We start from the raw sequence: 13,166 nt of genomic DNA, 5'->3' as shown, positions 1-13,166 counted from the left end.
CCGACATCTCCGGTGGCGGTACGGACCCCTGCGTGCCGCCGCACGGCGGCCGCATCCACGTATCGGCTCGGAGGGAGGGCCCGATCATGCAACAGTTCCAAGATGCATCGCGCCGTGGGGCGCAGCGGTACGGCAAGCAGCGATGGAGCACGCTGCTGTGGACCGTGGCCGCGGTGTCCGGCGTTGCCGCCGCCAACAACGGTGTGGCCTTGCCCGGCTACGGCGCACAGACCCAGGGCTTGGCCGGCACCTCGATCGCCTTGCCGCTGGACGCGGCGGCCTCGGCCAACAACCCGGCCGGCATGGGCGCGGTCGGCGACCGCATCGATGCCGACCTCACCCTGATCTCGGCGCCGGTGCGCAGCCAGGTCGGCACGGCGCGCTACAAGGACGATGCGCTGATCCCGGTGCTAACCGCCGGCTACAACCGCCAGCTCAACGACGACCTGAGCCTGGGCGTGTCGGTGTTCGGCCATGGCGTGGCGCTCGACTATGGCACCCCGGTCTACGGCAGCCACGACACCCTGTCCAAGCTGCAGCAGGTGGTGCTGGCGCCGACCCTGGCCTGGCGCGTAGGCGAGCACCAGTACCTGGGCGTCTCGCCGCGGCTGGCCTACCAGCGCCTGCACATCGCCGGCCTGGAAGGCATCGGCTTCCAGTCGGCCGGTGCCGACGCCGCGTACGGCTATGGCGTGGCGCTGGGTTGGTATGGCCAGTTGGCGCCGGGGTTGAACGCAGGCGTCACTTGGTCAAGCCGCATCCGCTTCGGCCGCCTGCAGCGCTACCGCGGGCTGTTGCCGGAAGGCCATCTGGACCTGCCGCAGCAGGCCGGTGCCGGCCTGGCCTGGCAGGCCAGCGACGCGCTGACCCTGGCCGCCGACTGGCTGTGGATCGACTGGTCCGGCGAGCGCGCCTATGGCAACCGCATCGACCAGGGCGGGGCGCTCGGCGATGCGGACGGCCCCGGCTTCGGCTGGCGCAACCAACGCATCGTCCGATTCGGCGCCGACTACCGCCTCAACGATGCCTGGTCGCTGCGGCTAGGCTACTCGCGCGCCAGCCAGCTGATTTCCGACAGCCAGGCGCAGCTCGCGGTGCTGGCGCCGCTGGCGCAGTACCGCCACTACGCGCTGGGTGCGACCTGGCGGCTGTCGCCGCAGCTGTCGCTGAGCGGCAGCGTCACCCACGCGCCGGGCGGCGCGGTCGCCAGCGGCGGCGTGCAAGCCGGCACCCGCGATCTGACCTATCTCACCTTCGGCCTCGGCTGGACCTTCCGCTGAGCCATACGGAGACGATCCCATGCAAACCTATCTGTTGCTGCACGGTTCCTGGCACGACGGCCACGCCTGGGACGGCGTCGCCGCCCATCTGCGCGCGCACGGCGTGCAGGTCCATGCGCCGACCATCGCCGGGCATGGCGCCGGCGCCGACAAGCGCGTCTCCCATGCCGACTGCGTGGCCTCGGTGGTGGACTACGTGCGCCGCCACGATCTGCACGACCTGGTCGTGCTCGGCCACAGCTGGGGCGGCAGCATCGTGCAGCGCCTGGCCGAAGAGGAGCCGGAGCGCTGCAAGCGGCTGATCTTCCACAACGCCTTCGTGCTGCGCGACGGCGAGGCGCTGTTCGACCTGCTGCCGCCGCACTACCAGGCGCTGTGGAAGAACGCGGTCGATGCCGACGGCGGCATCATGCTGCCGTTCCCGATCTGGCGCGACGGCTTCATCGGCGACGCCGATCTGGCGCAGGCGCAGCAGGCCTACGCGCAATTGAGCCCGACGCCGGCGCGCAGCCATTTCGACGCGGTGCCGCTCAAGCGCTTCCACGAATTGCAGATCCCGCGCAGTTGGCTCTACGCCACCGATGACGTGGCCCTGCCGCCAGGCGAGTACGGCTGGCATCCGCGGCTGAGTGCGCGCCTGGGCGCCTACCGGCTGGTCAGCCTGCCGGGCAGCCACGAAGTGTGTTTCAGCGCGCCCGCGCTGCTGGCCGACAAGATCCTGCTGGCCGGCCGCGATTGACGATCCCCATCGGAGAACGCCAGATGACTCCTGCATCCCCCCTGCGCATCGGCATCGTCGGCGGTGGCATCGCCGGCGTCGGCCTGGCCCTGGGCCTGTGCCGCCACCGCCATCTCGACGTGCAGTTGTTCGAATCGGCGCCGGCCTTCGGCGAGATCGGTGCCGGCGTCTCGTTCGGCCCCAACGCGGTGCGCGCGCTGGCCGGGCTGGGCATGGGCGAGCCCTATGCCGAGCTCGCCGACCGCACCCCCGCGCCGTGGCAGGACGTGTGGTTCGAATGGCGCCGCGGCGAGGACGCGCGGCTGCTCGGGCAGACCCTGGCGCCCGGGGTTGGCCAGTCGTCGGTGCATCGCGCCGATTTCCTCGATGCGCTGGCCACGCGTCTGCCGTTCGGGCTGGCCCGCTTCGGCAAGCGCGCGGTTGCCGTGGAGCAGGACGCCGATGCGGCGCGCGTGCGTTTCGCCGACGGCAGCCAGTACGAAGGCGACGTGCTGATCGCCGCCGACGGCATCAAGTCGGCCTTGCGCGGCGAGGTGCTGCACGCGCTCGGCCACGCGCCGGCGGCGCCGCGCTTCACCGGCACCTGCGCCTATCGCGGCCTGATCGACGCCGCGCGCTTGCGTGCCGCTTTCGCCGCGCGTGGCGTGGATGCGCACCTGGTCGACGTGCCGCAGATGCTGCTGGGCCTGGACGCGCACATCCTCACCTTCCCGGTGAAGCAGGGCCGGCTGATCAACGTGGTGGCCTTCGTCTCCGACCGCAGCGACCCGGCGCCGCAATGGCGTGCCGGCCAGGCCTGGGTACGCGAAGCCAGCCGCCGCGAGATGCTGGAGGCGTTCGCGCACTGGGGCGAAGCGGCGCGCACCCTGCTGGAGTGCATCGACACGCCCACCCACTGGGCGCTGCACGATCTGGCCGAGCTGCCCGGCTACGTGCACGGGCGGCTGGCGCTGATCGGCGATGCCGCGCACGCCATGCTGCCGCATCAGGGCGCTGGCGCCGGGCAGGGGCTGGAAGATGCCTATTTCCTGGCGCAACTGCTGGCCACGCCCGGCCTGACGCGCGGCGATCTGCCGGGCCTGCTGCAGGTCTACGAGCGCCTGCGCCTGCCGCGCGCCTGCCGCGTGCAGCGCACCTCGCGCGAGGCTGGCGAACTGTACGAACTGCGCGATCCGCAGGCCGGTGCCGACGACGCGCGGCTGGCACAGACCCTGGCGCAGCGCTTCGACTGGATCTGGGCGCATGACCTGGAGGCCGAGGTCGCGCAGGGGCGGCGGATGCTGGTCGCGGGCGTCACCGCGGGCGGTTAGACAGGGACTGCGGCGGGTGGCATCGGCCGCACGCGGCGCGGAGACGGTGATGCGGCTGGCTTGTGCCGTCCTGTTGCGACGCCCCGGACGTCCATCTCGCAAGCGGCGCAACGGTCAGGAAGCGTTCCGGTCGCCATGCCGGGACGCCCGCACCTGCGCTGGCCGGATGGCATGCGCAGGTCGCTGCATGGAGTGCAGGCCGTTCTTCTGCAACGCTGTCGAAGGCGAGGCGAGCAGGTACTGCATCAGGTCGCTGGGCGAGGCGCAATTGCGTGCATCCACGCATCCCCGGCCACGACATCGTGCGGTCGCGCGCAAGACGACCCGTCGGCATGCGGTGGTCGTCTTGCACCCTGGCAAAGGCGTGGCGCGCGAAGCGTCTGCTCGGCCGGCTTCAGTCGCGGAAGTTGTCGAACTGCAGCGGCAGCTCGAAATCGCTCTTCTTCAGCAGCGCGATCGCGTCCTGCAGGTCGTCGCGCTTCTTGCCGCTGACCCGCAGCTTGTCGCCGTTGATCTGCGCTTCCACCTTGAGCTTGGCCTCCTTGAGCGTGGCCACGATCTTTTTGCCCAGCTTCTGCTCGATGCCTTGCTTGACGGTGATCTTCTGCCGCGCGCCGGCCAGGTTGGTCTCCACGTCGCCGAACTCCAGGCAGCGCACGTCGATGCCGCGGGCCAGCAGGCGCGCGCGCAGGATGTCGGTCATCTGCTTGACCTGGAAGTCGCTGGGCGCCGACTGCGTGATGACCTGGTCGTCCAGTTCGAACTTGGCTTCCACGCCCTTGAAGTCGAAGCGCGTCGACAGCTCGCGGTTGGCCTGGTCGACGGCATTGGTCAGTTCGTGCTTGTCGACTTCGGACACGATATCGAAGGAAGGCATGGGTGGGTCCTCGGCAAAGATGCCTATCGTAAGACGTGCGGGCGAGGAGTGGGGCGCGGCAGGTGGGAAGTGGCAGCGCAGGTGTCGCAGGGGCTGGCACGTGCAGGGTGGGGTGGATGTCGGTTCCGGGGCGTTGCGCAATGTCATGCGTTGGTGGGCGCCGCGCGTCGCGACTGAAGTCGCTCCCACAAGAAGCGGCATCGGCCGGTGCGCCGGCTGGAGCCATGTGGGAGGGACTTCCGTCCCGACGCGATGAGCCCCGGTACCACGCACATCGCCGATCGCGGCGATAATGCGCCGATGCCCAATTCCCGTTCCAATGCCGTCGCCGCTGCGTGGATGATCGCCGCGGTCGCGTTCTTTTCGCTGATGGATGCGTCGATGAAGCAGCTCAGCGCGCACTATCCGGCGCTGCAGGTCGCGGCGCTGCGCGGCGGCGCCTCGCTGCCGTTCGTGCTGGTGTGGGTGCTGGCCAGCGCCGGGCCGCGCGCGATCTGGCCGGTGCGCTGGGGCTTGCATCTGCTGCGCGGCGTGCTCGGCATCGCCATGATCGGCTGCTTCGCCTGGGCCTTGCGCAGCCTGCCGCTGTCCACCGCCTACACCATCTACTTCGTCGCGCCGCTGCTGGTGGCCGCGCTGTCGGTGCCGCTGCTCGGCGAATACGTGGGGCCGCGGCGCTGGGCGGCGATCGGGGTCGGCCTGGTCGGCGTGCTGGTGGTGCTGCGCCCCGGCATGGACGGGTTCGTCTCGCTGCCGGGGCTGATGGTGCTGCTGGCGGCCGTCGCGTACGCAGTGGCCTCGGTGCTGGTCAGCCTGCTGGCGCGCACCGACACGCCGCAGTCGCTGGTGGTGTGGTTCCTGCTGCTGATGGCGCTGGGTGCCGGCGCCCTGGCGCTGCCGGACTGGACCCCGCTGCGCGCGGCCGATACCGGCTGGATCGCCGGCATGGGCCTGGCCGGGGCGCTGGGCCAGGTGGCGCTGACCCAGGCGTTCCGCCGTGGCGACGCCTCGTTGGTCGCGCCGCTGGAGTACAGCGGCCTGCTGTGGGTGATTCCCTGGGACTGGCTGCTGTGGCGCAAGCTGCCCGATGCCTGGACCTGGGTGGGCGGGGCGATCATCGTCGCCAGCGGCCTGTACCTGCTGCACCGGGAGCGGATCCGCGCGGCGGCGCATCCGCCGCCGCAGGCGCGACCCTAGCCAACCGCAATGCGCGCCTACGTTAGAATCGAATGGAATAACGCACGCCACCTTGGCCTGCTAGGCTTTGCGCCCCCCGTCGCTGCCGGTCCCGCGCGTTGATCCAGTTCGAGCGCCTGCACAAGTCCTATTCCGTCGCCGGCCATCCGGTCGTGGCGCTGCATCCGCTCGACCTGCGCATCGAGGCCGGCGAGGTGTTCGGCATCATCGGCCATTCCGGCGCCGGCAAGTCGACCCTGATCCGGCTGATCAACCGGCTCGAGGAGCCCAGCGGCGGGCGCCTGCTCATCGACGGCGAGGACGTCACCGCGCTGGACCGCGCCGGGCTGCGGACCCTGCGCCAGCGGGTGGGCATGATCTTCCAGCACTTCAACCTGCTGTCCTCGCGCACGGTCGCCGGCAACGTCGCCTTCCCGCTGGAACTGGCCGGTACGCCGCGCGCCGAGATCGACGCGCGGGTGGCCGAGCTGCTGGAGCGGGTCGGGCTGGCCGCGCATGCCGGCAAGTACCCGGCGCAGCTGTCGGGCGGGCAGAAGCAGCGCGTCGGCATCGCCCGCGCCCTGGCCACGCGGCCGCGGATCCTGCTGTGCGACGAGGCCACCAGCGCGCTGGATCCGCAGACCACCGCCTCGGTGCTGGCGCTGCTGGCGCAGATCAACCGCGAGCTGGGCCTGACCATCGTGCTGATCACCCACGAGATGGAAGTGATCCGCCGGGTCTGCGACCGCGTGGCGGTGCTCGATGCCGGGCACCTGGTCGAGAGCGGGCCGGTCACCGAGGTGTTCCTGCATCCGCAGCATGCGACCACCAAGCGCTTCGTCTCCGAGGCCGAACACGTCGACGAGGCCGAGCTGTACCGCGATTTCACCGCGGTGGACGGGCGCATCCTGCGGCTGACCTTCCTCGGCACCGACACCTACGCACCGCTGCTCGGGCGCGTCGCCCGCGCCACCGCGGTGGACTACAACATCCTGTCCGGGCGCATCGACCGGATCAAGGACACCCCCTACGGCCAGCTCACCGTGGCCTTGGTCGGGGGCGACATGGATGCGGCGCAGGCCGAGTTCGTCGCCGCCGGCGTGCACGTGCAGGAGTTGCGCCGATGATGCCGTTCGCCACCGCCGCCACCGGCTTCTTCCGCAATCTCGATGCCGGCAAGTGGAGCGAGATCGGCCGCGCCACCGTCGATACGCTGCTGATGCTCGGCGGCTCGCTGCCGCTGACCCTGCTGATCGGCCTGCCGCTGGGCGTGCTGCTGTTCCTCACCGGCCCGCGCCAGACCCACCAGAAGCCGCTGCTGTACGGCAGCCTGGCGCTGGTGATCAACGTGCTGCGCTCGGTGCCCTTCATCATTTTGATGATCGCGATGATCCCGCTGACCCTGTGGGCGATGGGCACCTCGCTGGGCGTGCGCGGCGCGATCCTGCCGCTGGTGGTGGGCGCGGCGCCGTTCTATGCCCGGCTGGTGGAGACCGCGCTGCGCGAAGTGGACCGCGGCGTGGTCGAGGCCAGCCTGGCGATGGGTGCGACCACCTGGCAACTGGTGACGCGGGTACTGCTGCCGGAAGCGCGGCCTGGGCTGATCGCCGGCGCCACGGTGACCACCATCGCCCTGATCGGCTTCACCGCCATGGGCGGCGCGATCGGCTCCGGCGGCCTCGGCGACCTGGCCTACCGCGACGGCTACCAGCGCTCGCATGCCGACGTGGCCCTGGTGACGGTGGTGATCCTGCTGCTGCTGGTGCAGGCGCTGCAGATGCTCGGCGATCGCCTGGTCGCGCATTACAGCCGGCGCTGATGTCCCGCGCGCCGGCGTAGGAGCGGCGCGTGTCCCCGCGGCGGGATCAGCCGCGACCGTTGGCGCCAGAGCGGGCGCGGTGCCGGATCGCACACGCCGGGACGAGCGCCGCGCCTGCGCCAGGACGCACTCCCCGGCCTTTCGCCGCAGTGCGAGGCCAGGTCTGCTAGCGTGCTGACAGACCTGGCCGCTGCCCTTCTCCTTCCCCACGTTTCCCGGATACCTGCCATGACCCGATTCCCGTTCCGCCTCCTGCTCGCCAGCGCCGTGCTCGTCCTCGGCGGCTGCGGCAAGCCCGATGCCGGTGCCGCCAGCGACCACCTCAGCGTCGCCGCCACCGCGGTGCCGCACGCCGAGATCCTGGAGGTGGTCAAGCCGATGCTGGAGCAGCAGGGCGTGACCCTGGACGTGCGCGTGTTCAACGACTACGTGCAGCCCAACGACCAGGTGGTGCAGAAGCAGATCGACGTGAACTACTTCCAGACCGAGCCCTACCTGCAGGCCTACAACCGCGACCGCAAGAGCAACCTGGTCACCGTGGTCGGCGTGCACATCGAGCCGTTCGGCGCCTATTCGCGCCGCTACACGTCGCTGGACGCGCTGCCGCAGGGCGCCGACGTGGTGATCCCCAACGATCCCAGCAACAACAGCCGCGCGCTGATCCTGCTGGACAAGGCCGGGGTCATCAAGCTCAAGGATCCGAGCAACGCGCTGTCCACGCAGCGCGACATCGTCGCCAATCCCAAGCAGCTGAAGTTCCGCGAGCTGGATTCGGCGATGCTGCCGCGGGTGCTGGACCAGGTCGACCTGGCGCTGATCAACACCAACTACGCGCTCGATGCCGGGCTCAATCCGACCCGCGACGCGCTGGCGATCGAGAGCAAGGATTCGCCCTACGTGAACTTCCTGGTCGCGCGTCCCGACAACAAGGACGATCCGCGCGTGCAGAAGCTGGCCAAGGCGCTGACCAGCCCGGAAGTGAAGGCCTTCATCCAGCGCAAGTACCAGGGCGCGGTACTGCCGGCGTTCTGATCGGCCCACGCGCATGCCGTTGCTGCTGGCCATTCCGCTGGCGATCGTGATTGCCCTGGCGGTGACCGCGGTGCTGTTGCCGCTGTCGCTGCTGCAGCGATTCCGCATGGGCACGGCGCGACGCCAGGCGCGCGGCTGGCTGGTCGCGGTGCAACTGTGGTCGGCGCTGCTGTCCAGCGTGATGTTACTGGTGTTCGCGGCGATCGCCGGGCACTGGTGGCCGGACGCTGCCACGTACGCGTTGGCGGGCTGGGGCATCGGCGTGCTGCTGGGGGCGCTCGGCAGCGTCGCCACCCGCTTCGAACCGCTGCCCCACGGCCTGCATTACACGCCGAACCTGTGGTTGGTGCTGGGCATGACCGCGTTGGTGGCGATCCGCATCGGTGCCGGGGTGTGGCAGGGCTGGCGTAGCCTGGTCGATGGCGCCGCGTGGCCGACCGAGGGCTGGATGAGTCATGCGAGCCTGCTGGCGGCCGCAGCCTTGTTGCTCGGCTATGCCTGCGCCTACGCCTGGCTGTTGCGGCGTCGCCTGCGCCGCTACACCCGCTACCGCGGTTTCGATCGCTCGCCGCGCTGAAAGCGGCCGCGCCTGCGGGCACACGCCATGCCGTTTCCGCTGGCGCGCGTTTGATCCAGCGCATGCACAAAAACAAACGGGCCCTTGCGGGCCCGTTTGCATTACGACTGGAGACGGAACGCTTAGAAGCGCGCGCCGACGCCGAAGCTGAACAGCCACGGATCCAGCTTCAGGTCTTCGCCGGTGCCTTCGCCGGCCACCTTCAGCTCCGGACGCGAGTGCATGTAACGCGCATCGGCACGGGCAAACCAGGTGGAGTTGATGTTCATGTCCACGCCGACGGTGCCGATGGCGCCCTTGGCGGTGTCCAGGCTGACGTGCTGGTCGGCGTTGAGGCCGGCGAGCTTCTCGTTGCTGAAGTTGGACTCGTAGTAACCGACGCCGACGAACGGACGGAACACGTTGTCCGCCTGGCCGAAGTGGTACTGGCCGCTCAGCGCGATCGGCTGCTGCTCGACGGTGCCGACCTTGCCGATGCCATCGGCCTTGACGCGGTGGTTGAACTTGTCGGCAGCGCCCCACAGTTCGACCGCCCAGTTGTCGTCGATCAGCCAGCTGGCGCTGATGGTCGGCGCCGGGCCGCCATCGACGTCGAGGCCGGCGGCCGGCTTGGAATGCGGGTCGAGCAGGGTCGCGCTGCCGACGACGGAGAAGTGCTTGCCGGAAGCGGTATCGGCATCCTGTGCGAATGCGGCGGGCGCAAACGCAAGGGCGGACACGACAGCCAGGCTCAGGATCTGAATGGACCGCATGGGGTATCTCCTCATCTTTTTCTTGTGGGGCCACGGGAGTGGGCGCGCACACCGTATCGATGAGAAGATGAATCGTCGCCGACCCTCGCCGGACGAATGCAGGCGACGTTCAGGCACCCGCGCCTGAGGCTTGAAATAACGAGGTTTTAAGACTTTTGGCCGTTCATCCTGATGCGCGCGATGTGACGACGCAGCCGCTGTTGCAGGGCCTGCCCGCGCAGATACGCGACGATTGTCGGGTGCTGGTGCTCGGCTCCATGCCCGGCGTGGCGTCGTTGCAGCAGGCGCGCTACTACGCGCATCCGCGCAACCGGTTCTGGCCACTGATGGCGGCGTTGTGCGACTTCGATCCGGCGCTGGACGCTGCAGCGCGGGTGCAGGCGCTGCATGCGGCCGGCGTGGGCCTGTGGGACGTGATCGGCCAGTGCCGGCGCCGCGGCAGCCTGGACGCGGCGATCGTGCGCGGCAGCGAAGTGCCCAACGCCTTGCCCGAACGCATCGCGCAGTTGCCGCAGCTGCGCGCCATCGCCTGCAACGGCGCGGCGGCGGCGCAGGCGTTCGCGCGCTTCGTGCAGCCGCAGTTGCCGCTGCGCGATCCGCCGCTGGTGCTGTTGTCGCTGCCATCCAGCAGCCCGGCCAATGCCGCCTTCGCCTGGCCGCGCCTGCTGCAGGCGTGGTCACCGCTGCAGCAATGGCTGCGCGCGCCGATGGTCGGTGATTGAAGGGCGCCCCCACAGGCGGCACCTGTGTAGGGGCGGCTTCAGCCGCGACGAGGCGCTGTCTCGACAACGCGCTGTCGCGGCTGAAGCCGCTCCTACGCGAGACGGCGCGCTGTGTGGCAACAACAGATGATTGGCACTGCGCTGACGTCGCGCCGATGGATCAGCGCCGCGCGCGCAGGCGCAGCCACAGCGTCTGCAGCGCCAGCACGGCGGCGAGCAGCAAGGCCACCCACGCCGCGGTCTGCGCACCGGCCAGCGTGCTCTCGGCCTGTTTGACGTAGACCGCCGCCAGCGCCCACAGCGCCGCCGCCGCATAGGCGAGATTGCCGCGCATCGCCCGGTTCATGGCCAGCAGCAGCGCCGCCGCCAGCCCGAACAGCACCAGGCTCCATGGCAGCATCCGCTCGGTCGGCAGCCAGCGGTAGGCCACGATCACCTGCGCGGTGTTCAAGAATGCGGCCAGCGACAGCCAGCCGGCGTGCAGCGACAGTGGCAGCCAGGCCCACAGGGTCTGGCCGGGTTCGGCCGCCGGATCGCGCGACAGCCGCAGCGCGGCCAGCAGCATCGCCGCCAGCGCGGTCCAGATCACCGCCAGCGCCAGCAGGAAGTGCTGCTGGGAGAACACCGGCATCCACGCCGCGGTCAGCGCGAAGCCCAGCGCCGCCGGTGCCCGCACCTGCGCCAGCGCGCTGCCGCGGCGGCGCCGCGCGCTGCACTGCCACAGGCCGAAGGCCAGGTCGAGCAGGAAGATCACGCCCCAGATTGCGAAGGCGTAGCCGGCGGCGACGATCAGGGTCGGGTAGCGGTCGGAAATGGCGCCATTGGTGGGGCCGAATGCGCCACGTTGCCCGAACCAGGCGACCAGCGGCATCGCCAACGCCATCAACAACACCAGGATCCGCATGCCTGCCCTCCGGAAATCTGCGGCGAGCCTAGCTGCGGTGCCGTGAAGGCGGCGCACCGGCGCTGGTGCGCAACATGCGCAGGCGTACTGTCCGCCGGCAGCGGTGCCGGGTGCAGGCGATCGGGCTTTTTTGCCCGGCAAAGGTTGGCGCTGCGGCTGCGGGCCGCCACAATAGGGGTTTCCCCCTCATTAGTTGCCGGAGTTGCCCGCATGGCCGAAATCAAGGAAGCACTTGTCCCCGATATCGGTGACTACAGCGACGTCCCGGTAATCGAAGTGCTGGTGGCCGTCGGCGACACGGTGAAGAAGGACCAGAGCCTGGTCACCCTGGAATCGGACAAGGCGACGATGGAAGTGCCGTCGCCGTTCGCCGGCGTGGTCAAGGAGATCAAGGTCAAGGTCGGCGACAGCCTGTCCGAGGGCAAGGTGGTGGCGCTGATCGAAGTGGCCGAGGGCGGTGCCGGTGCCGCACCCGCCGCGCCTGCGGCCGCCAAGGCCACGCCCGCGCCGGCCCAGCAGGCCGCCGCCCCGGCCGCCGCGCCCGCGCAGAATGCGGTCAAGCCGGCCCCGGCCGCTGCCGCGCCCGCCGGCGTGGTCGAGGCGCGGGTGCCGGACATCGGCGACTACAGCGACGTGCCGGTGATCGAGGTGCTGGTCGCGGTCGGCGACACGGTCAAGAAGGACCAGGGCCTGGTCACCCTGGAGTCGGACAAGGCGACGATGGAAGTGCCCTCGTCGGTGGCCGGCGTGGTCAAGGAACTCAAGGTCAAGGTCGGCGACAGCCTGTCCGAGGGCAAGGTGGTGGCGCTGATCGAAGTGGCCGGCAGCGATGCCGACGCGCCGTCCGCGTCCGCGGTCCAGCCCAGCGCCGAGACCGGCGGCGGCGTGGAGCCGGTGCCGGCCTCGTCCGCGCCGGACAAGCTGGCCCAGCGCGAGATCGCCCAGGTCCAGGCCACGGCGCCGGCCAAGGCGGCCGCGCCGTCCGCCACCCAGAGCAGCCCGCCGGTGGCGTTCGACGCCGACAGCGTGCTGCCGCAGAAGGTGCCCTACGCCAGCCCGGCGGTGCGCGTGTTCGCCCGCGAACTCGGCGTGGACCTGTTCCAGGTCAGCGGCTCGGAGCAGGGCGGCCGCATCACCAAGGACGACGTGCAGCGCTACGTCAAGGCGGCGCTGTCCGGCGCCGCGCCGGCCGCTACCGGGGCCGCGCCTGCCGCGGGCGGCAACGGCCTGAACCTGCTGCCGTGGCCGAAGGTGGACTTCGCCAAGTTCGGCGAGGTCGAGGTCAAGCCGCTGTCGCGGATCAAGAAGATCTCCGGCGCCAACCTGGCGCGCAACTGGGCGATGATCCCGCACGTCACCCAGTTCGAGCAGGCCGACATCACCGACCTGGAAGCCCTGCGCGTGGCGCTGAACAAGGAGAACGAGAAGGCCGGCATCAAGCTGACCATGCTCGCCTTCCTGCTCAAGGCCAGCGCCGCGGCACTGAAGCAGTTCCCCGAGTTCAACGCCTCGCTCGACGCCAGCGGCGAGAACCTGACCCTGAAGAAGTACTTCCACATCGGCTTCGCCGCCGACACCCCGAACGGGCTGGTCGTGCCAGTGATCCGCGACGTGGACAAGAAGGGCGTGGTCGAACTGGCGCGCGAGAGCGGCGAACTGGCCAAGAAGGCGCGCGACGGCAAGCTCGGCCCGGCCGACATGAGCGGCGGCTGCTTCTCGATCAGCTCGCTCGGCGGCATCGGCGGCACCGCCTTCACCCCGATCGTCAATGCGCCGGAAGTGGCGATCCTGGGCGTGTCCAAGTCCTCGATCCAGCCGGTCTGGAACGGCAAGGAATTCGCCCCGAAGCTGATGCTGCCGCTGTCGCTGAGCTACGACCACCGGGTCATCGACGGCGCTGCCGCGGCGCGTTTCACCACCTACCTGAGCCAGGTGCTGGCGGACATGCGTCGCGTGCTGCTGTAAGCCCTGTCGTCAC

At 70.2% G+C, this 13,166-nt stretch carries 13 protein-coding genes; 10 read left to right on the top strand and 3 right to left on the bottom strand.

The window, feature by feature from the left end:
- Window positions 1-86 precede the first annotated feature (86 nt).
- The 3 genes from M3U25_RS11835 to salA are packed head-to-tail and all read left to right on the top strand — an operon-like array spanning window position 87 to window position 3,329.
- The gene (locus M3U25_RS11835; protein ID WP_355501265.1) at window positions 87-1,280 is read left to right on the top strand and encodes an outer membrane protein transport protein; all 1,194 of its coding nucleotides are present in this window, start codon (window positions 87-89) and stop codon (window positions 1,278-1,280) included.
- Window positions 1,281-1,299: 19 nt separating this feature from the next.
- On the top strand, window positions 1,300-2,019 hold the full coding sequence (locus M3U25_RS11830; protein ID WP_242159658.1) for an alpha/beta hydrolase: 720 nt from the start codon (window positions 1,300-1,302) through the stop codon (window positions 2,017-2,019).
- 23 nt (window positions 2,020-2,042) lie between these two features.
- Entirely contained in the window at window positions 2,043-3,329 is a 1,287-nt protein-coding gene (salA, locus tag M3U25_RS11825) for a salicylate 1-monooxygenase (RefSeq protein WP_355501268.1), read from the top strand.
- A 394-nt stretch (window positions 3,330-3,723) separates the two neighbouring features.
- Here the strand turns inward: salA and M3U25_RS11820 are convergent, their stop codons facing one another.
- Entirely contained in the window at window positions 3,724-4,206 is a 483-nt protein-coding gene (locus M3U25_RS11820; protein ID WP_019798247.1) for a YajQ family cyclic di-GMP-binding protein, read from the bottom strand.
- Window positions 4,207-4,506: 300 nt separating this feature from the next.
- Here M3U25_RS11820 and M3U25_RS11815 point away from each other — a divergent pair, with 300 nt between their 5' ends.
- From M3U25_RS11815 to M3U25_RS11795, 5 genes are all read left to right on the top strand, one after another.
- Window positions 4,507-5,403, top strand: coding sequence for a DMT family transporter (locus M3U25_RS11815; protein ID WP_355501272.1), 897 nt, complete (start codon window positions 4,507-4,509; stop codon window positions 5,401-5,403).
- A gap of 98 nt (window positions 5,404-5,501) precedes the next feature.
- The gene (locus tag M3U25_RS11810) at window positions 5,502-6,509 is read left to right on the top strand and encodes a methionine ABC transporter ATP-binding protein (RefSeq protein WP_355501274.1); all 1,008 of its coding nucleotides are present in this window, start codon (window positions 5,502-5,504) and stop codon (window positions 6,507-6,509) included.
- A complete protein-coding gene (locus M3U25_RS11805) occupies window positions 6,506-7,201 on the top strand; it encodes a methionine ABC transporter permease (protein ID WP_355501277.1) in 696 nt (231 codons plus the stop codon). The genes M3U25_RS11810 and M3U25_RS11805 overlap by 4 nt, the downstream gene beginning before the upstream one ends.
- Window positions 7,202-7,429: 228 nt before the next feature.
- Window positions 7,430-8,233, top strand: coding sequence for a MetQ/NlpA family ABC transporter substrate-binding protein (locus M3U25_RS11800; protein WP_242159664.1), 804 nt, complete (start codon window positions 7,430-7,432; stop codon window positions 8,231-8,233).
- A 13-nt stretch (window positions 8,234-8,246) separates the two neighbouring features.
- Window positions 8,247-8,810: a DUF1453 domain-containing protein gene (locus M3U25_RS11795; RefSeq protein WP_355501281.1), complete on the top strand. Its 564-nt coding sequence runs from the start codon at window positions 8,247-8,249 to the stop codon at window positions 8,808-8,810.
- A gap of 122 nt (window positions 8,811-8,932) precedes the next feature.
- Here M3U25_RS11795 and M3U25_RS11790 read toward each other — a convergent pair whose 3' ends face one another.
- Window positions 8,933-9,562 carry an OmpW family outer membrane protein gene (locus M3U25_RS11790; RefSeq protein WP_242159666.1) on the bottom strand — a complete coding sequence of 210 codons (630 nt, stop codon included), beginning with the start codon at window positions 9,560-9,562 and terminating at the stop codon, window positions 8,933-8,935.
- Between the two features lie 182 nt (window positions 9,563-9,744).
- On the opposite strand from M3U25_RS11790, the gene M3U25_RS11785 reads away from it, so the two are divergent.
- A complete protein-coding gene (locus M3U25_RS11785; RefSeq protein WP_355501284.1) occupies window positions 9,745-10,284 on the top strand; it encodes a DNA-deoxyinosine glycosylase in 540 nt (179 codons plus the stop codon).
- Window positions 10,285-10,444: 160 nt separating this feature from the next.
- On the opposite strand, the gene M3U25_RS11780 is transcribed toward M3U25_RS11785, so the two are convergent.
- The gene (locus tag M3U25_RS11780; protein ID WP_355501287.1) at window positions 10,445-11,188 is read right to left on the bottom strand and encodes a hypothetical protein; all 744 of its coding nucleotides are present in this window, start codon (window positions 11,186-11,188) and stop codon (window positions 10,445-10,447) included.
- 210 nt (window positions 11,189-11,398) lie between these two features.
- Here M3U25_RS11780 and aceF point away from each other — a divergent pair, with 210 nt between their 5' ends.
- On the top strand, window positions 11,399-13,153 hold the full coding sequence (gene aceF, locus M3U25_RS11775; protein WP_355501290.1) for a dihydrolipoyllysine-residue acetyltransferase: 1,755 nt from the start codon (window positions 11,399-11,401) through the stop codon (window positions 13,151-13,153).
- Window positions 13,154-13,166: the final 13 nt, after the last annotated feature.

This window comes from Xanthomonas sp. PPL134 (assembly GCF_040595915.1).
Classification (GTDB): Bacteria; Pseudomonadota; Gammaproteobacteria; order Xanthomonadales; family Xanthomonadaceae; genus Xanthomonas_A; species Xanthomonas_A indica.
This window is presented reverse-complemented; position numbering and strand designations above follow the sequence as displayed.